The 22,037-nt window shown below is 31.2% G+C and carries 20 protein-coding genes; all 20 read left to right on the forward strand.

The window, feature by feature from the left end; translation table 11 throughout:
- The first annotated feature begins 14 nt into the window (after window positions 1-14).
- The 20 genes from CLORY_RS07950 (at window position 15) to rhaA (ending at window position 22,029) form a co-directional block, all read left to right on the forward strand.
- Complete coding sequence (locus CLORY_RS07950; RefSeq protein ID WP_079423038.1) at window positions 15-1,223, forward strand: glycosyltransferase; 1,209 nt, start codon at window positions 15-17, stop codon at window positions 1,221-1,223.
- A 17-nt stretch (window positions 1,224-1,240) separates the two neighbouring features.
- A complete protein-coding gene (locus CLORY_RS07955) occupies window positions 1,241-2,410 on the forward strand; it encodes a radical SAM protein (RefSeq protein ID WP_079423040.1) in 1,170 nt (389 codons plus the stop codon).
- Between the two features lie 43 nt (window positions 2,411-2,453).
- The gene (locus CLORY_RS07960; protein WP_169911564.1) at window positions 2,454-3,455 is read left to right on the forward strand and encodes a glycosyltransferase family 2 protein; all 1,002 of its coding nucleotides are present in this window, start codon (window positions 2,454-2,456) and stop codon (window positions 3,453-3,455) included.
- A 24-nt stretch (window positions 3,456-3,479) separates the two neighbouring features.
- A complete protein-coding gene (locus tag CLORY_RS07965; RefSeq protein WP_079423044.1) occupies window positions 3,480-4,814 on the forward strand; it encodes a hypothetical protein in 1,335 nt (444 codons plus the stop codon).
- Window positions 4,815-4,881: 67 nt separating this feature from the next.
- Entirely contained in the window at window positions 4,882-5,496 is a 615-nt protein-coding gene (locus tag CLORY_RS07970) for an acyltransferase (protein WP_139375996.1), read from the forward strand.
- Window positions 5,484-6,449 carry a glycosyltransferase family 2 protein gene (locus CLORY_RS07975; RefSeq protein WP_079423049.1) on the forward strand — a complete coding sequence of 322 codons (966 nt, stop codon included), beginning with the start codon at window positions 5,484-5,486 and terminating at the stop codon, window positions 6,447-6,449. The genes CLORY_RS07970 and CLORY_RS07975 overlap by 13 nt, the downstream gene beginning before the upstream one ends.
- 31 nt (window positions 6,450-6,480) lie before the next feature.
- Complete coding sequence (locus CLORY_RS07980; RefSeq protein WP_079423051.1) at window positions 6,481-7,785, forward strand: hypothetical protein; 1,305 nt, start codon at window positions 6,481-6,483, stop codon at window positions 7,783-7,785.
- Window positions 7,754-8,881 (forward strand): glycosyltransferase, encoded by a 1,128-nt coding sequence (locus CLORY_RS07985; protein ID WP_079423053.1) that lies wholly within the window; start codon window positions 7,754-7,756, stop codon window positions 8,879-8,881. The genes CLORY_RS07980 and CLORY_RS07985 overlap by 32 nt, the downstream gene beginning before the upstream one ends.
- Window positions 8,848-10,305 (forward strand): flippase, encoded by a 1,458-nt coding sequence (locus CLORY_RS07990; RefSeq protein ID WP_079423055.1) that lies wholly within the window; start codon window positions 8,848-8,850, stop codon window positions 10,303-10,305. The genes CLORY_RS07985 and CLORY_RS07990 overlap by 34 nt, the downstream gene beginning before the upstream one ends.
- 49 nt (window positions 10,306-10,354) lie before the next feature.
- Window positions 10,355-11,560, forward strand: coding sequence for a nucleotidyltransferase domain-containing protein (locus CLORY_RS07995; protein WP_079423057.1), 1,206 nt, complete (start codon window positions 10,355-10,357; stop codon window positions 11,558-11,560).
- A 159-nt stretch (window positions 11,561-11,719) separates the two neighbouring features.
- Window positions 11,720-12,013, forward strand: coding sequence for a lasso peptide biosynthesis PqqD family chaperone (locus CLORY_RS08000; RefSeq protein WP_079423059.1), 294 nt, complete (start codon window positions 11,720-11,722; stop codon window positions 12,011-12,013).
- Complete coding sequence (locus CLORY_RS08005; protein ID WP_139375997.1) at window positions 11,991-12,464, forward strand: lasso peptide biosynthesis B2 protein; 474 nt, start codon at window positions 11,991-11,993, stop codon at window positions 12,462-12,464. Before CLORY_RS08000 ends, CLORY_RS08005 begins: the two co-directional genes overlap by 23 nt.
- Complete coding sequence (locus CLORY_RS08010) at window positions 12,464-14,413, forward strand: asparagine synthase-related protein (RefSeq protein WP_079423063.1); 1,950 nt, start codon at window positions 12,464-12,466, stop codon at window positions 14,411-14,413. Before CLORY_RS08005 ends, CLORY_RS08010 begins: the two co-directional genes overlap by 1 nt.
- A 5-nt stretch (window positions 14,414-14,418) precedes the next feature.
- Entirely contained in the window at window positions 14,419-14,556 is a 138-nt protein-coding gene (locus CLORY_RS23235) for a hypothetical protein (protein ID WP_169911565.1), read from the forward strand.
- Window positions 14,557-14,688: 132 nt separating this feature from the next.
- The gene (locus tag CLORY_RS08015) at window positions 14,689-15,612 is read left to right on the forward strand and encodes a phosphoenolpyruvate carboxykinase (ATP) (RefSeq protein ID WP_079423065.1); all 924 of its coding nucleotides are present in this window, start codon (window positions 14,689-14,691) and stop codon (window positions 15,610-15,612) included.
- Window positions 15,613-15,636: 24 nt separating this feature from the next.
- The gene (locus CLORY_RS08020) at window positions 15,637-17,328 is read left to right on the forward strand and encodes an ABC transporter ATP-binding protein (RefSeq protein WP_079423067.1); all 1,692 of its coding nucleotides are present in this window, start codon (window positions 15,637-15,639) and stop codon (window positions 17,326-17,328) included.
- Window positions 17,329-17,469: 141 nt separating this feature from the next.
- Window positions 17,470-18,093, forward strand: coding sequence for a DUF4867 family protein (locus CLORY_RS08025; RefSeq protein ID WP_079423069.1), 624 nt, complete (start codon window positions 17,470-17,472; stop codon window positions 18,091-18,093).
- A 120-nt stretch (window positions 18,094-18,213) separates the two neighbouring features.
- Window positions 18,214-19,170 (forward strand): AraC family transcriptional regulator, encoded by a 957-nt coding sequence (locus CLORY_RS08030; RefSeq protein WP_079423071.1) that lies wholly within the window; start codon window positions 18,214-18,216, stop codon window positions 19,168-19,170.
- 183 nt (window positions 19,171-19,353) lie between these two features.
- On the forward strand, window positions 19,354-20,757 hold the full coding sequence (gene rhaB, locus CLORY_RS08035) for a rhamnulokinase (RefSeq protein ID WP_079423073.1): 1,404 nt from the start codon (window positions 19,354-19,356) through the stop codon (window positions 20,755-20,757).
- A 15-nt stretch (window positions 20,758-20,772) separates the two neighbouring features.
- The gene (gene rhaA, locus CLORY_RS08040; RefSeq protein WP_079423075.1) at window positions 20,773-22,029 is read left to right on the forward strand and encodes an L-rhamnose isomerase; all 1,257 of its coding nucleotides are present in this window, start codon (window positions 20,773-20,775) and stop codon (window positions 22,027-22,029) included.
- The last annotated feature ends 8 nt before the right edge of the window (window positions 22,030-22,037 follow it).

Below are 22,037 nucleotides of genomic sequence, written 5' to 3' on the forward strand. Positions count from 1 at the left end.
TGAGGGTAAATAGTATGAAAATATTAATGGTAAATAAGTTTCTTTATCCTAATGGAGGTTCTGAAACTTATGTTTTTAAACTGGGTAACTATTTAAAGTTACTAGGACATGAAGTGCAATACTTTGGTATGGAACATGAAGGACGCTGTGTAGGTAATAATGTTAATTCTTATACTTCTAGCATGGACTTTCATGGTGGAAGTAAGCTGATGAAACTTACATATCCATTCAAAACTATTTATTCAAGTGAGGCTAGGGAAAAAATAAGATTAGTACTTGACAATTTTAGACCAGATGTCGTGCACCTGAATAATTTTAATTTTCAACTTACACCGTCAATAATATTGGAAATTAAGAAATTTGAGAAAGCTAATGGATGTAAGGTTAGAATTGTGTTTACAGCACACGATTATCAGCTTATTTGCCCTAATCATATGATGAATAATCCTATTACACATGAAAACTGTGAGAAATGTGTTGGATTTAAATTTATTAATTGTACTAGAGGAAAATGTATTCACGGATCTACTGCTAAAAGTTTTATAGGATCGTTGGAAGGACATTTTTGGAAATGGAGAAAGGTTTATAGATATATAGATACAATAATTTGTCCTACAAAATTTATGAAATCTAAAATGGATACTAATCCTTTATTCAAAAGTAAAACTATAGTGTTGCAAAACTTTATTGATGCTGTGGAATGGAAAAATATAAAGAAAGAAAATTATGCCTTGTACTTTGGACGTTATTCAAGCGAAAAAGGTGTTAAGACACTAGTTGATATTAGCAAACAGCTTCCGAATGTTCAGCTTGTTTTTGCAGGAGGAGGCCCTCTTGAGAAGGAGATAAATGGAGCATCCAATATTATAAATGAAGGGTTTAAAACCGGTGAAGAGTTAGAAATGTTGATTCGTAGAGCTAGATTTAGTATTTATCCGTCCGAATGGTACGAGAATTGTCCATTTTCAGTTATGGAATCGCAGATGTATGGTACACCTGTACTAGGTGCTGACATTGGAGGAATACCTGAGATAATTGAGGTTGGAAAAACTGGTGAATTGTTTAGAAGCGGAGATAAGAAGGAATTGAAAGCCAAAATACAAAAGTTATGGAGTGATAAAAAGCTAACAGATAAATTCAGTCAAAACTGTAGAACTATTAAATTTGATACCTTAGAACAATACTACCATAAAATTATGAAAGTCTATCAGCATAAATTTTAGAATAGGAGTCATGAATTATGAAGAAGTTAAATGGAACTGTTATTGTTACATATCGCTGTAATGCACGTTGTAATATGTGCAATCGCTATAAACGACCCTCTAAGCCAGAAGAGGAGCTTGGTATTGAAACAATTAAAAAGCTTCCTCAGATGTATTTTACAAACATAACTGGTGGTGAACCTTTTATTCGTAGCGATTTAAAGGAAATCATATATGAGCTGTATAAAAAATCTGATCGAATTGTAATTTCTACAAATGGTTTTTTTACAGATCGAATAATTGATCTTTGCAAAGAGTTTCCTAATGTGGGCATACGTATATCTATCGAGGGACTTGAGGAAACTAATAACAAAATCAGAGGTCTTCAGGACGGATTCAATCGTGGTTATACGACATTAAAAAAACTAGTTGAGATGAAACATCCAGATGTTGGGTTCGGCATGACAGTTCAGGATGCTAATGCAAAAGATTTAGTTGCTCTTTACAGATTATCAGATGAACTGAATATCGAGTTTGCTACAGCCTCTTTGCACAATTCTTTCTATTTTGTGGAAGCTAAAAATATTATCAGAGATAGGCTGATGGTTGCACAGAATTTTGAAAATTTGATAAATGAACTTTTAAAATCCAATCAACCTAAAAAGTGGTTTAGAGCCTATTTTAACCATGGACTTATTAATTACATATTTGGGCAAAAGCGTCTGCTTAAATGTGATATGGCTTTTGATACATTTTTTATCGATCCTTACAGTGATGTTATGCCGTGCAATGGAACTAAGGAAAAGGAAGTCATGGGCAATCTAAATGAACAGTCTTGGGATGAACTTTGGAATAGCACGAGGGCTGATACTGTGCGGGCTAAGGTTAGAAAATGTGATCGTAATTGTTGGATGATAGGATCTGTTTCTCCAGCAATGCATAAATATATTTGGATACCAGCCTGGTGGGTAATCAATCATAAATTTTTACGTTATTGGAAAAGTAGTAAATATTCTATGTACGAGAATAAGATTGTATGTGATTATCGAGATGGTAAAGTTACTAAAGAGGAATTAGATGCATGCTCAACTTGTGATAAAAACTGTATAGCTAATGATGGGTTGACTTGTGTATCAAGGGAAGCATTAGTTGGAACTACAGGTGAAGAAATTGTCAATAAGGATATTCAGGCGCAGATGAAGCTGTAAAGGTCATATTGCAGTTGACATATAGAAGGGGATGAGTTGAATCTTGAATAATGATAAACCGCTTATTAGCGTGATTTTACCAGCATATAATGTTGAGAAATATATTAAACAATGTCTTATGTCAATAAGTAAACAAACTTATAGTAATCTTGAAATTATTGTAGTTGTCGATGGTGCTACAGATAATACTCTATCTATAGCGAATGGCTATAGTAAGCTTGAAAATAGGCTTAAGGTAATTTGGCAGGAGAATCAAGGTTCTGGTCCGGCAAGAAATAACGGATTATCCCATGCAAGTGGTAAGTTTATTATGTTTGTAGATCCGGATGACTGGATAGGTGATAAGCTAATTGAGAATATGTATGTGGTACAAAAAGAGCAGGATGTAGATCTTGTATTAAGTGGATTTACGGATGTCGTAATCTGTGGACAACAAGAAAAAAATGATAGAATTCATAGATACGATAATGAAACATTATTAACACAAAAATCTGTCAGAGAGAATTATATTAGGCTTTTTAGTATAGGGGCGTTAGGTGCACCTACAAGAAAACTCTTTAAAACTGATATCATTAAAAATAATGATATCAAGTTTCCAGATTTAAGAAGGTCTCAAGATATTGTATTTAATTATAGGTATTATGATTTTGTTCAGAAGCTATCTATATGTGATGAAATTTCATACTTTTATAGAAGAGATCCTTCAATCTATGTTTTGAAATTGAAAGATAATTATTATAGAACGATTATACTGATTTACAAAGATATTCTAGCATTGCACAAAAAATGGAATATTAATTTGAATAGTAATACCTTGTCAAATGTTATGTTTACTTTCATCATAGCTGCAATAGAGTCTAATTTCAGAAATGGAGCAGATGTTCGGGAAATACTTGATTCACCTGAAATTATAGAAATAGTAATTAATTCGAATAGTAAAAGAATAGACAGAGTTTTGACGAGGCAAGCAATTTTAAGAAAATACATATTGATGGTTAAAATTCTTGTATATGTAAAAGCAAAATTAAAAAATAAATTAAAGTAAAATTTGTAAAGGTTGAGGTTTGTTATGGTAGGCATGGCAATATCTGAAGTATTTCTAATTTATACATTGTTCAATATACAAAACCCAAAGAAAATTATATTTTCTCAGTTTATCTATATTCTTATAGTACAATATCTAACTAATAATGAAGGCGCTTCAAGAATTGTATTATACCTAGGAGATGTTAATACATTAATATTATTTATTCAAGTATTACAGCACCGTAAATTTAATTATTTATTTGATAGAAAAAATAGAATTGTAACTTTTGAAATATTAGCCTTTTTTATATTTGCATTAATTTCAGTTTTAGTAAATCAATCCTCGATATTGTTGGCAGTATGGGCAACAAGAAATTACATGAGATTTTTTACTTTTTTCTTTGCTTGCTATACTTTTTTAGGCCAAGCAGATGTCAAAAAAATATTGAAAATATTATATTATTTACTAATTATAAACTTTTTACTAAGTGTATATCAGTATTCTATACTCGGATATAAGGGGGATAATTTAGGCGGAATATTTGGAACTGCTGCAGGTTGTAATGCATATTCAAATATCCTATTCGTAATCATGATAACCTATGGCTTTGGAATGTATATGCAAAGAAAAATAAGTTTAATTAAGATTATAATAATACTATTTTGTTGTTTTGCATGTTCTATCATGGCTGAATTGAAATTCTTTTTTTATGAATTTTTTATTATTGTTATATTAAATGTGGTTTTAAGAAAGCCTAGTTTAAAAACAATTTTAATTATTTGTATCTCATGTACAACTTTTGTTCTTGGTACATCTTATTTTAATAAATATAATAATCGGTTCAAGGAATATCAATTCTATAAGATTAGCTCATTAACTACGTATGCAACAATCGGCAGCTATAGTTATACATCGTCTTCCATAAATCGTTTGACTGGACTATCTATTATATCTCAAAATTACTTAACTGGTATATTGCATAAAATATTTGGCGTTGGTTTTGGAAATGCTGATTATTCATCGTACTTTATCAGCCCATATTATTCACTTTATTGGCGCACCAACTATGCTTGGTTCCTGCATACATTTTTATTACTTGAAGTAGGTTGGATGGGGCTTTCACTTTATATTTTAATCTTTGTTTTTATAATAATATCAGCGATGAAACAAAAGAATGATAATTACAAATTAATTTCAATATCAACCACAATAATAGCCATACTTTCAATAATTCTTATGTGGTATAATTCATCGCTAAGAATGGATGTTGCTTATATATTATTTGGAGTATTAGCCTTTGGTTTTATAAAAGATGGTAGTAATGAATACAGTAAGCAACTAATTAAGTTAGGGAATCAAACAGAAATTACGGAATGAATAAAGGATGTGAAATGACATAATTATGTTAATAAAAAAAATATTATCTATACCTAAGACGTTATGGTTGAACTTAAAATTGTTTGACATAAAAACTGCACTTAAGCTACCGGTTTTTTGTACGTACAACTCCCAAATATTACATCCACGTAAGGGTTCAGTTTTATTTCCAAGTGGAGTTGTAAAACATGGCTCTATGAGAATAGGATTCTCGGATGGTTCATTTCAAAAAGGTCGTGGTATTCCAACTTATGTTAATTTCAATGAAGCAGGAGTAATTAATGTTACAGACACTGCCATTATTCCAGCTGCATCAATTGTTAATGTAGCCGGAATTTTGAATTTAGGGAGCAATTTTGAAAGTAACAGTGGCCTATTAATATCTTGCGAGAAAGAGATTACTATTGGAGGTAATACCGCGATAGGATGGGATGTCACGATTATAGATGGTGATGGTCATGACATTATAAGTTGTAAGAATAAGATTAATGGAGCAGAAGAAGTAATTATTGGAGATCATGTATGGATATGTTCAAGGACTACTATTTTAAAAGGAACAATAATATCCAAAGATTCAGTTGTTGGATATGGAGCTATAGTCAGTGGCAGCTTTGGTAAAGAGGTGATAATAGGGGGAATTCCAGGAAAAGTAATTAAAGAAAATATTACATGGAGAAGGTAAGCAATGAAAGTTATGAAGATTTTCATGTACTTTTAAATAATATGAATTTTGAGGATTGGGTTATGAATAAATTAAAAATCGCTGTGATTTTTACATGTTACAACAGAATAGAGAAAACGAAAAACTGTTTAGAAAAAATTACGAAACAAGGAAAAAAACTATCGAATAAAATCGAGCTCGAAATATTTTGCTGTGATGATAATTCGACTGATGGAACCTATGAAATGATTCATTCAAGGTTTAATTCCGTGAATCTTATATTAGGAACTGGTAATTTATTCTGGGCAAAGGGTATGGCTAAAGCAATAGAAGAAGCAGAAAAGAGCAATCCTGATTTTTATCTTATGATTAATGATGATGTCGATTTTTTTGAAGATGCTTTAGAAATTATGCTTTCAAGCTATGACAGTGTACAAGATAGGTACGCATCGATTGTAGGATCAACTAAGGACAAGCTTACGGGTAAGCTAACTTATGGTGGGATTAAATGGGACAAAAAAGTAATTCATGAAAAAGAAACACGTATAGAACCTAGATTTCCTTGCGTTAAATGCGAACAAACAAATTGGAACTGTTTTTTAATTCCTTCATGTGTCTATAACATGGTGGGAACAATTGACGATTATTTCGAGCATTCTATGGCTGATTATGATTATTCTAATAGAATTTGCCGTAAAGGATTCCCGATATATGTTGCAAAAGAATATATAGGATACTGTTCTAGAAATAGTATTGCAGGGACTTGGCAAGACACAAGTTTAGGATTGGTTGCACGATTAAAAGCCTTACAGAAGAAGACTGGAATTCCGCCTAGGTCTAGTTGGCATTATTGTAAAAAATATTATGGCATATTTGCCCCGCTTGTTTTTATTCGCCCATATATTAGTATTGTTAAACGTAGCTTGATATTGCATTTAAAGAGTGAAAGAAATGATAGAAATTTTACAGGTTAAAAAGCTATATTAATTTGAAAGAGGAAAAAAGATGACAATTCGTATGAAATATAGACCTATAGTCCAATATTCACTAATATACTTTATGCTTATTATTAATCAATCGCAACTATATAAAATGTATATCCAACAGTATAATTATTTTCTGGTTGTACTGGCTGCATGTTTGCTAGTATTTATTAGAAGAAGTAGTAAGCAATATACAACACTTTTCTTACTAATATTATTGGATTCAATTCTTTTTGTTCGTATTTTTGTAGGAGGAATTGGACTATCAGCTTGGGCAAATTGGGCTATAAAGATATTGGCAGCACTATTGGCGGTAATTTATGATAGAGACAAATTTATAATTAGATATATTAGAACAGTTGTAATTTTAGCAATCATCAGTATTATTGGATTTAGCATACAAATGATTGCACCTAATATACTTAAATCCTTTTTAATGTGCTATAACTCTTCCTGGCATTACAATGTATGGTTATCAAGCAATTCATATAGAACTTACAGTTTTAAAGGATACGGATTATTTCTATATACTTTTATAGATAACGGTAATATGAGAAATATAGGTATTTTTACTGAGCCAGGTGTTTACCAAATGGTTCTAAATTCCGCTATACTTCTACTATTATTTTTTTGTGATAAGGTATCAATATCATCAAAGAGAAGAATCCAATATTTCTTAATTCTTATGCTGACTATTATTTTATGCCAATCTACCACAGGCTATATTGGATTTGTTGGAAATATATTGGTTTTATATTTGCTTAGGCAGAAAAATTATAAAGAATTAAGGGCTAGTGTACTTAGTTTAGTAGCGGCAGTAGTAATGTTTTTGGTAATTGACTTAATTGTACGTGGAAATGGAAGTATGATATATTCTGTTGTAATTTCAAAAATATCTAAATCAGGTTCAATTGATTTAAATGTTAGTACTGGCAGGTATAGATTGGGAACAATATATATTTGTATAAAAACTATTTTGGAGCATCCACTGGGGGTTGGAGCTGACGGCTTGCAAATAATTTTAAATACTATTCAAACTGGATATGTGGCGGCTTCAATATTGACGATAGGAGCAATGCTAGGGATTATTCCATTTATTTTCATACTGACTTGGTTATTCTATCCTATTATAGTATCTCATGAATCAATATCTATTAAAATTTTGATAGTTTTCTTATATTTTAATACTGCTTTAGCACAGTCTAGTCCATTTTACCCATCATTAGTTATTATACCGATTTTATTTCAAACGTATCGGTTTAATATTATGCAGATGCGTAGAGGAGGATTTAGAGATGATAAGTTTTATAATAGCTTGTTACAATGAAGGAAAAAACATAGAACGGTGTATATCTGAACTACTTTATTCAAAAGATGATTTTGAGGTAATCATTATAGATGATGGGTCTACTGATGATACATATTCAGTTTGCAAAGATATACAGTGTAGGAACTCTAGAATTAGAGTCTATAAACAAGAGAATAAGGGGGTTTCGGCAGCAAGAAATACTGGATTAAACCATGCTAAAGGTGATTGGATATTTTTTGCTGATGCAGATGATGTGTTATTAAAGGAATGCATTGATATATTTTCAAATTATTTATCAGAAAATATCCCAATAATACAAGCCTGCCAAGTATATGAGAATTCAACATTCTCAGGTGATAATAAGCGATATTTGATTTCTTCTGAGAAATTACAAAATATAGCTCTTAATAGAAAAGCATATGTAAATATAGTACAACCTCAATATAAAAGTATGATAGATTCTGTACATGGTGTTTACTGCAAACTTTTTAATAGAGCTTATTTAATGAAATATGGTATTAAATTTGTTGAAGGGTTAGGTTTAGGAGAGGATTTATTATTCTATATTGAAGCGCTAGAGCATTGTACAAAAGTTATATTAGTTAATTCTCCTGTGTACAAAATTATAAAGAATGCAAATTCTTCAACAAGAAGGTTTAATGTCAGAATGCTTAGATATGCATGTTCATTTGCAACTGATATATATGCGTTTTATAAAAAAAATAAAAAAAACAGAACATTTTATATAAACATGTGCTATCAAATATATTTTCATATTGAGGTAGGTGTAGTAAGTAATTTATGTCATGAGAATACTGACTATAGTACTAAGGAAAAATGCGTTGAGCTTAAGAGAGTCATTAGTATTCCAATAATAGACGAAGCTATAGAAACCACATATCAACATAATCGAAGAAAAGTCTTTTCAATTAAATATTTGCAACATATTATACCTTTATCCTTATTGCATAAAAAGAAGTATAGGCTATTTCTATTATATAGAAAGCTTAATAATTTATATATTAATAGAAAACTAAAAATAAAGCATTACATAAATAATAAATATGAGAGGATTAGTTTATGTATAAAACAATTGGGAAGAACGCAGTATTAAATATTATAAAAACAATATCATCAATAATTTTTCCATTAGTAACTTTTCCATATGCTTCACGTGTACTTCACGTAGATAACTTAGGAAAAGTAAACTATTCATCATCTATTATTAGTTATTTCTCACTGCTAGCCTCTTTAGGTATTTCAGTATATGCTATTAGAGAAGGTGCAGGAATACGCAATGACAAGAGGAGATTTGAGAGATTCGTTTCTGAAGTATATAGTGTAAATATTGTTACAACAATTATTTCTTGCTTTATTTTATTACTTTTTATACTATTTGATCCGTATTTACATAATTATAGAGCTGTATTGCTTATATTGAGTATGCTAATTCCATTTACAACATTTAGTGTAGATTGGATAAATTCAATTTTTGAAGATTATATCTATATTTCTATAAGAACTATAGTATTTCAATTTATAGCGTTACTTATTATAATTTTTTTTGTTAAAAAGAAAGATGACTATTGTATATATGCATTAAGCACAGTTGTCTCCAGCGTGGGCGCGGGAGTGCTGAATTACTTTTACACTAAAAAATATTGTAAGAGAAGATTTACACTACAATTTAATATTCAAAAACATCTTAAACCAATAATGATCTTATTTGCTACCAGTATTGCTTCTGTTATCTATACAAGTGCGGATACAACTATGCTAGGGTGTATGGTTGGAGACTATTCAGTAGGTTTATATAGTACGGCAGTTAAAATATATAATATATTTAAGCAAGTGTTATTTGCAATTATAGTTGTTTCCTTGCCACGACTTACATTTATGTATAATAATACAAGTACAGAAGAATATAAAAGTATTCTGATGAAAGTACATGATGTATTAATAATATTGGTATTTCCTATAGTCATAGGTTTATTTATGCTTAGTCCTGAAATTATTAAAATTTTAGCAGGGAAGGAATATGCTGCAGCCATACCGACATTAAGAATTTTATCTATATCTATTTTATTTTGTACTTTTGGATACTTTTATATGCAACTAGTTTTATTACCGTTAAAAGCAGAAAATAATATTCTTATAGCTACAATAATAAGCGCCTCTGTTAATATTATACTAAATGTGTATTTTATTCATAAATTTAAACAGAATGGTTGTGCATTTACTACTTTACTATCTGAATTAATTGTATTATTAATTTCTATGTATTGTACCCTTAAGAATATTTCTATAAGAATAAATTTTAAAAATATTATACAGTCGTTTATAGGATCTATATTAATTTTAATATATATAATATTTATCAAAATTGAAATTAATCAGGATATCTTGGTAATAATCGCAGCATTTACAGGTAGTGTTATTATATATGGTTTCTTTTTAATTCTGATGAAAAATGATATTATATATGACCTATTAATGAAATTTCGATCCAAGATTCATCTTATTGAAAAGCTGTCTTGATTAAAATATTTTCAAAATAAGTTATTATAGAACGTTAAGGGGGATATGTATGCACAGTTGTGAAAAACAGTTTATAGAATGTATTTCTGCAGCAATACGCGGATATAAGATAAATACAATTTGTGATAGAGAGGTTGATTGGTTAGAAGTTTTTAAAAAAGCAGAAGATCATAATGTAAAACCACTGGTTTATTCGTCATTACGAAATGATATCTATAAAATAAATGATAAATTATTCAATGATGTTAAAAGGTACACTATATTGGCTTCTGTATTGCAAATTCAACATATGAAGCAAGTAGAAAAAGTTTTTAAGGAATTTAATGATAATAAAATATCTGTTATTGGACTAAAGGGAGCAGCTTTAAGAAACTTATACCCGAGACCTGAGTTTAGAACTATGTCTGATCTAGATTTACTAGTACGTAAAGGCGATATTGAAAATTCAGAAAAGATACTTTTAAAGCTAGGATACGTAAGGTTTGGAATTACTAAAAATCATTTGAGTTTTAAACATAAAAGATTTTTAAATATAGATTTACATTGGACGATTGATGACAAAAGAGGAGAGGGAAATGTATCTGATTTAGAAAATGAAATTTGGAATAATACAATTAAGATGAGTATAGGACAAGCTAGTTTTCTATCATTATCTTGGGAAGATATGTTGATCCATCTGCTTATTCATATGGCTGGGCATGTTGTGTACAGTGGATTTGGAATAAGACAGATGTGTGATGTTGTACTTGTTATAGAAAGAAAAGGGCATCTTATTAATTGGGAATCTTTTTACAATAAAATACGAACTATCAGAATAGAAAAACTTATGGTAGTTGTATTTATGGCTTGTAAAAGCTTATTTGGTATGGAAGTCCCTGAGATAGTAAATAACCGTATAAAAGATGAAAATGAAAATTTAAATAAATTTATAAATTATATTTGTTTAGGTGGAGTATATGGAAGAAAAGATTTTGCAAGTGTATATGGTGGTAAGTTAGCTTTTAATATATATAATCATAATTTAAAATATATAATCATAACAATGAAACAAATAATAAGTCAAATAGTTAAAGCTATATTTCCGCATATCAAAAAAATATATGAAGAATTTCCATACTCTAAAAGATGTACTGTGTTACTTCCAGTTGCATGGGTGCATTATATTAGTAGACATATACTAAGAGCCAAGTCAATTATCTTTTTTATTCCAATGTCAATAAATAGATATAGACTATTTAAATATTTGAATTTATAAAAAAAGAGCAAAATTTTTTTAAATAGTTATTTACATATATAACCATAAATGGTATATTTAGTGATGATGTTATATAAAATATTTGAAGCGATGAAGCTAGTAAAAGAATTGCTAATTTGGTAAACAGATATAGGCACAAATGTGAAAAAGGGGGAAAATATGATGCAAAAAAATATTTTAATAAAAATGACTTCTATAATCACTCAAAAAAATGGTTTGGACACAGCTGATTTAGATGGTGAAGCAGTTATGATGGATATGGATAGAGGGAAATACTACAATTTTAATATAGTTGGAAGCAGAATATGGCAGCTAATTGAAAAGCCAATCTCAATAAGAGAAATAGTAGATGAGCTATTAAAGGAATTTGATATAGATCAGGAAACTTGTGAAGCTGCTGTAATGAAATTTGTGGACAGGCTGGTTGATGATGAACTTGTTAAAATTGCCTAGAAAGATAAGAAAAATTATTAAGCTTTCCTCGAAAGAAAGAAATGCATTACTTGAAGCCTTTTGTATTTCGGGATTGGTGCGTTTTGCAATTCTTTTTATAAAGTTTAAGAAACTAGCGATGTTTTTAGGAAAGTATAAGCAGGAAACCTCAACTGAGATATCTGAAGTTCATAAAGAAGTTATTTATAGAGTTGGATGGGCAGTTAGCGAAATGAGTTACAGGACACCTTGGCAGAGCAAATGTCTTGTTAAAGCTCTTACGGCACAGCTGATGTTAGCAAGGCGAAAGATAAGCAGTACGTTGTATTTAGGATTAGCTAAAAGTGAGGACAATAAGCTGCTTGCACATGCTTGGCTTAGAAGTGGGAAAGTAATAATTACTGGAGCGAGAGAACGCGGCGGTTTTAAAGAAGTAGCCAAGTTTGCGAATTATGCGGGAGAGGATAAGTAATGGGAACTATATTTGGTATATACAGTGCTGATAATCAAGTAAACAAAGAATATTGCATGAATATGCTTGAAAGAATAAAAACTTATTCCTTTGATAAATTACAGGCCTGGCAGCGTGAGAAAATATTCTTGGGATGCGGAATACAGTATGATACACCTGAGTCATGCTTGGAGGAAATGCCACAAAGATATGAAGCATCAGGCTTATCAATAACAGCAGATGCAATTATAGATAACAGGCAGCAGCTTTTGGAACAATTTCAGATCCCAAAGAATTTGTGGAATGAAACGACGGACAGCAGACTTATTTTACTTGCATATGAAAAATGGCAGGAAGACAGTCCTAAATATTTAGTGGGTGATTTTTCCTTTGCTATATGGGATGAAAAAAAACAGCAGCTATTTTGTGCAAGAGATCATGTTGGGAAGAGGACGCTTTATTATTATCATGTCAATAATACATTTGCCTTTAGTACTATTATTAATCCACTTTTAACTATAACTGATATGCGTTTAAATGAAAGATGGCTTACTGATTATTTAGCTGTAGATGGAATATTACATGTTACTGAATGTAATGAAACACCCTATGAAGATATTTTTCAATTGCCGCCGGCCTATGCAATGATAGTAAGCAGTAAAGGTATAATTAAAAATCATTACTGGAAGCCGCTGGAGAATATAAAGGAATTAAAATTAAACAGTGATGAAGAATATGATAAGGCTTTTCGAGAAGTATTTTTTGAGGCTGTAAACTGCAGACTGCGAAGTTTCAAGGGAGTGGGAATAATGCTAAGCGGAGGCTTAGATTCAAGTTCTATAGCCTGCGTTGCAGCTAGGAAACTAGCAGATAAAAACGAAATTCTGAAAGGTTATAGTTCAATTCCAATAAAGGAATATGAAAACAGCTTATCAAAATACTATATTCCTAATGAAAGTGAATATATAAAATCCATCAGTGATGATTATGATAACATTCTGGTAAATTATTGTAGAAATGAGGATATGAATTCTTATACCAATATAGATGAGTTTATAAATATTCTGGAGCAGCCCTATAAAACGTTCCAAAACCTGTTTTGGTATAATAGCTTTGCTGAAAAGGCTTATGAAGAAGGATGCAGAGTACTTTTAAATGGACAATCGGGTAATAGTACTATCTCATATGGTGATTTCATTGTCCATGCAAAAACACTCTTTAATAAAGGAAAGTTTATAACGTTGAGGAGAGAAATAGATGCGTTAAGTAAAAAAGTAAAAATGCCTAAGAGAAAAATAGAAAAAATCATTTTAAAGGTAGTTATACCATATAATATAAGAAAAATAATAAGCAGTAAGATTAAACATAGAAATTACGATAAATTTTCTTCTGTAATGGTTAGTAAGAATATGATAAAAAAATGGAATGTTGGACAGCGTTTTGATATGGAGGGATATAATCAGCCAATAGAAAGATACTATGATTTATACCAAAATCATAAATACATAGTTGACCAACTTGCATTTTCACATATTGGAACTATAGAAACAAGAATTTCTCTTGCAAATAAAATTGCAATAAGAGACCCATCGAGAGATAAAAGAGTGATTGAATTTTGTTTAAGTTTGCCCAGTGAGCAGTTTGTAAGAAATGGTGAGCAAAGACTTCTTATTAGAAGGGCACTGAAGGGGATAATACCAGATAAAATAAGATTAAATACAGCAAGAAGGGGTATACAAAGTGCTGACTGGGTTCAAAGGTTAAAACCTTACTGGAAGAATATAAGAAAAGAACTAGAGTGTTTGGTAAGTGATGATGGACTGATTAAGAAGTATATAGATATAGGTAAAGTACAGGAGGCACTAAAGCAGATAGATGAAGTATTAGATGAAGAGAATGAAGAAAGTTTAAGAAGGTTATTTATAGTATTAATTTTCTATAAATTTCTAAAAGCTTATGAAAGGGGGTGAGCTATATGGAAAAACAACAATGGATTGAGCCAGAAATTAATGAATTAGGCATAGAAAATACTGAATATGGAACAAAAATCACTAGCCATGTGGATGCTACTTTCAATGATACTTCAGGTGATGTTTTCTTCTCATTTTCCTAATTCAAAATAATAACATAGAAATATATCCCATAGATATTTAATATTCTAGGGATATATTTTTATTATCTAAACTATAGCGAGAAGGCATATAATAAACATTTTTTCAATGTTTATAACGGTGGAGGTAAAAATATGGAATATAAGTATTGGATATATGGACTTGTAGTACAATCGCAAATACCATTACCAGAACTTCAGATATATGACGGAACTTATAGACACAAAAAAGATGTAAGAATATATACTAAAGATATGCCCAAAGATATAAAAGAAGCACTTGATGAAGGTAAAGATCACTGTTTTAAAAAGGATAAAATCTGGTTTTCAATAAAGGATACAGCGACTTATTATATTAAGGATATTGATTGTATCGAAATCGAAGTTTTCTCAGAAGCTAATGAACAAAGTGTTAAGACATTTTTATTAGGCAGTGCTCTTGGAATGCTGTTAATTATGAGAAAGAGTATTGCTATTCATGGTGGAGCCGTAGTGATAAATGAAAAGGGAATAATATTAACTGGAGACAGTGGGGCTGGTAAATCGACGTTAACAGCAGCATTAAGAGAAAAAGGTTATGACTTTTTGGCAGATGATGTTTCTGCTATTGATAAGGATGAAAATAATAATATAGTGATTATGCCTGGATATCCTCAACAGAAATTGTGCAGCGATGCGGTTGATAAATTTAAATATCGAAATAACAGCGATATAAGAAAGATAGATGAAGGCAGAGATAAATACGCAATTAGAATTAATGATAATTTTCGAAAAACTGCTGTTAGGCTCAAGGCTATATATGAATTGATTACTGATGACGTAGACAGTGTAAAGCTCGTTAAGGTTACGGGTAAGAATAAACTAATCACTATTTTTAAAAATATATTTCGTTTTGGACTTATTGACTATATAGGTATGGATCCTCTTTACTTTAGAAAGTGTCTGCAGTTAGCAAAGAATATTGAGACATATAGAATAATACGACCTAAGGAAGGATACACAGTAGAGAAACAGATCGAAGTTATTGAAAGCAGTATATCGGAATTAGTATTGCAATAACTGCAGCAAAAGGAGGTATGAGCAGTGAAAAAATTATGGACTAGTACAAAATGGATTTTTGGTATAGCCAAACCATTTACAAAATATTTGCTTATAATAATATTAGCTGGAGCAGGAACATCACTTATAAATGTTTTGCGTGCAGTACTTTCAAAACAATTGGTTGATGCGGCTACTTCACAACAGTTACAAATAGTGTTTCAGCTTATAGTAATTATTGCAGCAACTATCATTACAGAGCTTATTGTAAAAGCGATTGTTACTTTAGTATCTTCAAAGTGCAATATTAAAATTTCAAACAATATTCAGCAGCAATTGTTTAGTAAAGTAATGAAAACAAAGTGGTCTGAATTCACACGATATCATAGTGGAGATGTATTAACTAGAATGACTAGCGATGTTGATGCAATAACAAATATTATAACCTCGACTATTCCTACTCTGGTTTCGCTGACAGTATTGCTCATAGGCTCATTTATTGCATTTCTTTTTTTAGATCCGGTTCTTGGAATTCTATTAATAGTTCTTTCACCAATTACTGTGTTTTTGAGCAAGTACTTTTCAATTAAACTAAAAAAATTCTACCTTAAATTTCAGCAGATAGAATCAAAGTATAGATCATTTATAAATGAATCAATTCAGAATATGGTTGTTGTAAAAACCTTCTGTTTAGAACAAAAAAACATTTCAACATTAAATAATATACAAAATGAGAGGACGTCTCTCACTGTATCGAAAGCAAAAGTATCTGCTCTTGCAAACAGTATTTTGATATCAGGCTTCTGGATAAATTACTTTTTGGTTTTTGGCTGGGGTGCTCTAAAACTTTACAACAACACTATAACTTTCGGGTCGCTTACAGCAATGATAAGCCTTATTGGAAACATTCAAGGCCCCTTTTCTGGTATGGCAATGCTGCTGCCGCAAGTTGTTGCCGCAATTGGCTCTACAGAAAGACTGCAGGAGTTAGAGGGTTTAGATATAGACTATTCAGATACAAGATGCAGAGAGCTAAAAGCTGCTGGTATAGTATATGAAAATGTAGATTTTTCATACGAGAAGGGTAAGCCGATATTAAAGAATATTTCAGCCAATATTGAACCTGGTGAGATAGCAGCATTGGTTGGACCGTCCGGAGAGGGAAAGACGACATTTATTAATCTTCTGTTAGCACTGCTGTATCCTGATAAAGGAAAGATATTCATTAAGGATAATGACGATAGAATTAACGTAAGTTCAAGCACAAGGCAGCTCATTTCATATGTCCCACAGGGAAATACATTATTTTCAGGAACGATTAGGGATAATTTATTATTTGGAAATCCTGAAGCTGCAGAGGAGGAAATAGATTGTGCAGCAAAAGCAGCCAGCGCATATGAGTTTATTAAAAGCAATCCTGAAGGCTTTGACAAAGTATTAGGAGAACGAGGAGTAGGAATTTCAGAGGGGCAGGCACAAAGGATAGCTATAGCAAGGGCGTTGTTGCGTAAAAAACCAATATTGATATTAGATGAAGCTACTTCCGCACTAGATGCAGGTACTGAAATAGAAGTACTAAGAGCTATTAAAAATTTAAAACCCGCACCAACCTGTATTATTATTACGCATAGAACTGCAGCACTGAAAATATGTGACAAGATATTTAGAATCAGGGATAATAATATATTAACTCAGCAGAGAAGAGACGAAGAGATGGGGAATGTATCTTATATATGAAAAAAGAGTGTGAGTGTAAAATATGAAAAAGTTTACATTAAGCCTTGACTATTGCTAGAAAGAAAAGTAAAATAGACTTAATAAAATGGATTTAAAAAGTCCTTTTATATTTAAAATTATATATAAGGAAGGAATAAAAATATGGTTATTAAAAGTGTTAACGATAAAGAGTTTAAAAAATATGGACAAGTATTGAAAAACTATGATTGTTCAGAAATAATTGAGAAAATGAAGAGTACACCACTGCCGGAGGATGTAATATATGAGCCATCAATTAAAGAACTGGAAGGCTTGAAGCTTGCTAAAGAATTAGAGGAAAGGGAATATGGCGGACTTCCAATACAGATAGGATATTGCAATGGTAATAACTACTTATTGAATGCAGTTGAGTACCACCGTTCTTCTGAAATAAATATAGCAGTAACTGATCTTGTATTACTTTTAGGTTCTCAGCAGGATATAAATGATGATTATACATATGATACTTCTAAAATTGAAGCTTTCAAAGTACCTGCAGGAACTATAATTGAGGTTTATGCAACTACTCTTCACTATGCACCATGTAATGTAAACAAAGACGGATTTAGATGCGTTGTAGTTTTACCAAAAGATACAAATTTACCTTTAGTGAAAGAAGTTAAAAAGGCTGGCGAAGATGCTTTGCTTTTTGCTAGAAATAAATGGTTAATAGGGCATAAGGATACTGACTTAGGTGCGCAGGGAGCATTTATAGGACTAACAGGAAAAAATATTTCAGTTAAATAAATCGTAAAATAACGGTCTGGCTTCAGTATTGATTGGAGTCAGGCCGATTTTTTTATTATAATGATGATAGAATATGTTAATGATATAAAAAAGTAGTTCTATAAAGATGGAGATAAGATTATGAAGGCTGATATATATGATAAATTGACTGCATTAACGGAGGAAGAAATAAGAATTTTAAATGGAGAGAGCGAAGTTAATAAAAGTTTGTACACGGATGCTGGTAAGTTTATTATAGATAGCAATAAACTTCTTCCTAAGGGACAGCTGATTGATATTAGGAAACATACTAGATTTATTGACTTCCCAGAGCATAACCATAATTATATTGAAGTTAACTATGTATATCAAGGGTCTTTAACTCAAATAATAGGCGGAAGAAAAATAAGATTAGAAAAAGGTGAAATCATTTTTTTAAATCAGTATATTGCTCATGAAATAAAAGCTTCAAACGAAGACGATATAATAATAAATTTTATTATCAGACCAGAGTTTTTTGATTATATGTTAATGCTTTTAGATGATCAAAATGTAATAAGTAAATTTCTGATAACAACTTTATATAGAGATTATGATGCTGGAGAATATTTGTATTTTAAGGTATCAGAGAAAAAAGAAATTCAGAATTTGCTGGAGAGGATAATTAACGAATTATATGAACCATCTATATTGAGTACTGCCGCCATAAAGCTTTTAGTTGGTTTATTGCTGGTAGAGCTTTCAAGAAATTCTCATAACATAGAAGTTTATTCAACTAATAATTATGAGAAGATGATAATAATAAACGTGTTTAAATATATTGACCAAAATTATGATAAAGCTACTTTAGCGGAAATTTCAGAGAAGCTTAAGCAGCCTAATTATAAGTTGAGCAAATTGATTAAAAAACATACGGGAATGACTTTTAAGGAATTGCTTCAGGAAAAAAGACTCAGTAAAGCTATAGAATTATTAAAAATAAGCAGCTATTCTATATCAGAGATTATTGAATGTGTTGGTTACGAAAATCCAACATATTTTTATAAGATATTTGAGAAGAAGTATGGTGTAACACCAAGAAAATATAATGATCATTAAAACTTTTGGCATTAGAGTGGGAAGTGATTGGAGAAGGCATTTTTTAGTCGGTGAAAATCACTTCCATCTTTTTTTTCTTGCAAATAAGGATAAAAAATATAATTGATTTAGATATTAAAAATCATATGCTTAAGAAATATAATTATCATGATGAGTAAACGATAACAGGAAAGGTGATAAATAATGGAGTACCATTTAGCGATTGATATTGGCGCTTCGAGCGGGAGACATATTCTTGGTTACATTCATGAAGGTAAACTGAAAATTGAAGAGATATACAGATTTCAAAATGGCATAAGCAAATTAGGTGATGAATATTGCTGGGACATTAAAGGATTATTTAACGAAATAAAAGATGGTATTAAGAAGTGTAAAGAAATGGGTAAGGTACCCCAAAGTATAGGAATTGATACTTGGGGAGTTGATTTTGTTCTGTTAGACAAAAATGATGATATTTTAGGCAACGCAGTAGCATATAGAGACGACAGAACGGAAGGGGCGATGGAAGAGGCTTTTAAAAAGATACCTAAGGATATGCTTTATCTATACACAGGTATTCAGTTTCAACGATTTAATACATTATATCAACTTTTAGCAATAAAGAATAAAAACAAGGGAATATTAGAAAGAGCAAAGGTTTTTCTAATGATACCAGATTATTTAAATTATCTGCTTACGGGAAAAAAGGTGAATGAATACACAAATGCGTCAACTACGCAATTGGTTAATTCTTTTGATAGAGTTTGGGATGAAAATATATTACAGGAATATGGCATCAATAAGGACATGTTCCAAGAGATAAAACTGCCTAAAACAAATTTGGGAGGATTGCGAAAAGAACTTGTAGAAGAATTTGGCTTTGATATGGATGTTATACTTACAGCTACGCATGATACAGGGTCAGCATTTATAGCATCAGTTTGTAATGACAGTGATAGTATTTATTTAAGCTCGGGAACTTGGTCATTAATAGGAGTTGAAAACCGCTTTCCGATATGTGTTCCGCAGGCAATGAATTATAATTTTACTAATGAAGGTGGAATAGATTATAGGTACAGGTTTTTGAAGAATATTATGGGGCTTTGGATAATACAAGAAGTTAGGAGAAATTTAAATAATAAACATTCTTTTGCGGAACTAGTGGATTTAGCAAGAGAATACATGGATTTCCCATCAGTTATTGATGTAGATCACGATAGGTTTTTAAAGCCAGACAACATGATAGAAGAAATTAGGAACTATTGCAGGGAAACTGCTCAAAAGGTTCCGGAAGAAGTTGGAGAAATAGCATTCTGTGTATTTAACAGTCTGGCATATAGTTATAAAAAAGCAGTGACTTCATTAGAAGAAGTGTTTGAAAAGCAATTCAAAAGAATTAACATTTTCGGAGGTGGATGCCAAAATAATCTTTTAAATCAAATAGTTTCAAATGTAACTGAAAAGGAGGTCCTTGCAGGACCTGCAGAGGCAACAGCCATAGGAAATATTGCAGCTCAACTTATAAGTCTAGGCATTATTAAAGATTTAGGTGAGGTAAGAAAATTAATTAGACAATCCTTTGACATAAAAACGTTTATAAAACGCTAGAATGGAGGTAGAATTATGAATATAAGGGAAAAATATGAAGCGGCAAAAAACGAATATGAAAAATGGGGAATAGATGTAGAAAAGGTTTTAGATAAGCTTAAAGACGTAAAAATATCTGTACACTGCTGGCAGGGAGATGATGTTACAGGTTTTGAGAACAGCAACCAGGAATTATCCGGAGGTATTGCAGCTACGGGTAATTACCCGGGAAAAGCTAGAAATGCGGCTGAGCTGAGAGCTGATTTAGATAAAGCATTAAGCCTTATTCCTGGAAAGCACAAGGTTAATTTACATGCAATATATGCAGAAACTGGTGAAGAAAAGGTAGAAAGAGATGAATTAAGGCCAGAACATTTTGCAAATTGGGTTCAATGGGCGAAAAGGAGAGGTCTAGGACTTGATTTCAACCCTACTATATTCTCACATGAAAAGGCTGCTGATGGCTTAACACTTTCTCATCCTAATAAAGATATCCGTGATTTCTGGATAAGGCACTGCATAGCTTCCAGAAAAATTGGAGAATATTTTGGAAAAGAATTAGGACAACCTTGCCTGACGAATATTTGGATACCAGATGGTTACAAAGATATTCCAAGTGATAGACTAGGACCTAGACAGAGACTAAAGGATGCTTTAGACGAAATATTTAAGGTAAAAGTTGATAATAAATATAATCTTGATGCTGTAGAGTCGAAGGTATTTGGCTTAGGAGCAGAATCCTACACAGTAGGCTCCAGTGAGTTTTATATAAATTATGCAGCTAAGAACAACATCTTATCCTTGCTTGATACAGGTCACTATCACCCTACAGAAATGGTTTCCGACAAACTTTCAGCGATGCTCTTATTCTCAAATAAGGTTGCTTTACATGTAAGCAGACCGGTTCGATGGGACAGCGACCACGTTATAGTTTTGGATGATGAACTTAAAGAAATTGCAAAAGAGATAGTAAGAAATGATGCTTTAGATAGAGTAATTATAGGGTTAGATTTCTTTGATGCAAGTATCAACAGAATAGCAGCTTGGGTTATTGGAACAAGAAATATGATAAAGGCACTTCTATCAGCTATGCTAATGCCTAATAAAAAGTTAAAGCAGCTTCAGGACGAAGGAAACTTCACTGAGAGATTGGTCTTAATGGAGGAGTTTAAGACATATCCGTTAGGCGACATATGGAATTATTACTGCCAAATCAACAATACACCAGTTAAAGAGCAGTGGTTAGAAGAAGTAAAAGCATACGAAAAAGAAGTATTATCAAAAAGAAAGTAGGGCGTACA

Origin of the sequence: Clostridium oryzae (genome assembly GCF_002029235.1) — a bacterium.
GTDB lineage: Bacteria > Bacillota > Clostridia > Clostridiales > Clostridiaceae > Clostridium_AE > Clostridium_AE oryzae.

Bases quoted from the DNA above. Each gene is read 5' to 3' on its own strand.
- CLORY_RS07950 (WP_079423038.1), top strand. From the start codon at position 15: ATGAAAATATTAATGGTAAATAAGTTTCTTTATCCTAATGGAGGTTCT.
- CLORY_RS07955 (WP_079423040.1), top strand. From the start codon at position 1,241: ATGAAGAAGTTAAATGGAACTGTTATTGTTACATATCGCTGTAATGCA.
- CLORY_RS07965 (WP_079423044.1), top strand. From the start codon at position 3,480: ATGGTAGGCATGGCAATATCTGAAGTATTTCTAATTTATACATTGTTC.
- CLORY_RS07975 (WP_079423049.1), top strand. From the start codon at position 5,484: ATGGAGAAGGTAAGCAATGAAAGTTATGAAGATTTTCATGTACTTTTA.
- CLORY_RS07980 (WP_079423051.1), top strand. From the start codon at position 6,481: ATGACAATTCGTATGAAATATAGACCTATAGTCCAATATTCACTAATA.
- CLORY_RS07985 (WP_079423053.1), top strand. From the start codon at position 7,754: ATGATAAGTTTTATAATAGCTTGTTACAATGAAGGAAAAAACATAGAA.
- CLORY_RS07990 (WP_079423055.1), top strand. From the start codon at position 8,848: ATGTATAAAACAATTGGGAAGAACGCAGTATTAAATATTATAAAAACA.
- CLORY_RS07995 (WP_079423057.1), top strand. From the start codon at position 10,355: ATGCACAGTTGTGAAAAACAGTTTATAGAATGTATTTCTGCAGCAATA.
- CLORY_RS08000 (WP_079423059.1), top strand. From the start codon at position 11,720: ATGATGCAAAAAAATATTTTAATAAAAATGACTTCTATAATCACTCAA.
- CLORY_RS08005 (WP_139375997.1), top strand. From the start codon at position 11,991: ATGAACTTGTTAAAATTGCCTAGAAAGATAAGAAAAATTATTAAGCTT.
- CLORY_RS08010 (WP_079423063.1), top strand. From the start codon at position 12,464: ATGGGAACTATATTTGGTATATACAGTGCTGATAATCAAGTAAACAAA.
- CLORY_RS23235 (WP_169911565.1), top strand. From the start codon at position 14,419: ATGGAAAAACAACAATGGATTGAGCCAGAAATTAATGAATTAGGCATA.
- CLORY_RS08015 (WP_079423065.1), top strand. From the start codon at position 14,689: ATGGAATATAAGTATTGGATATATGGACTTGTAGTACAATCGCAAATA.
- CLORY_RS08025 (WP_079423069.1), top strand. From the start codon at position 17,470: ATGGTTATTAAAAGTGTTAACGATAAAGAGTTTAAAAAATATGGACAA.
- CLORY_RS08030 (WP_079423071.1), top strand. From the start codon at position 18,214: ATGAAGGCTGATATATATGATAAATTGACTGCATTAACGGAGGAAGAA.
- rhaB (WP_079423073.1), top strand. From the start codon at position 19,354: ATGGAGTACCATTTAGCGATTGATATTGGCGCTTCGAGCGGGAGACAT.
- rhaA (WP_079423075.1), top strand. From the start codon at position 20,773: ATGAATATAAGGGAAAAATATGAAGCGGCAAAAAACGAATATGAAAAA.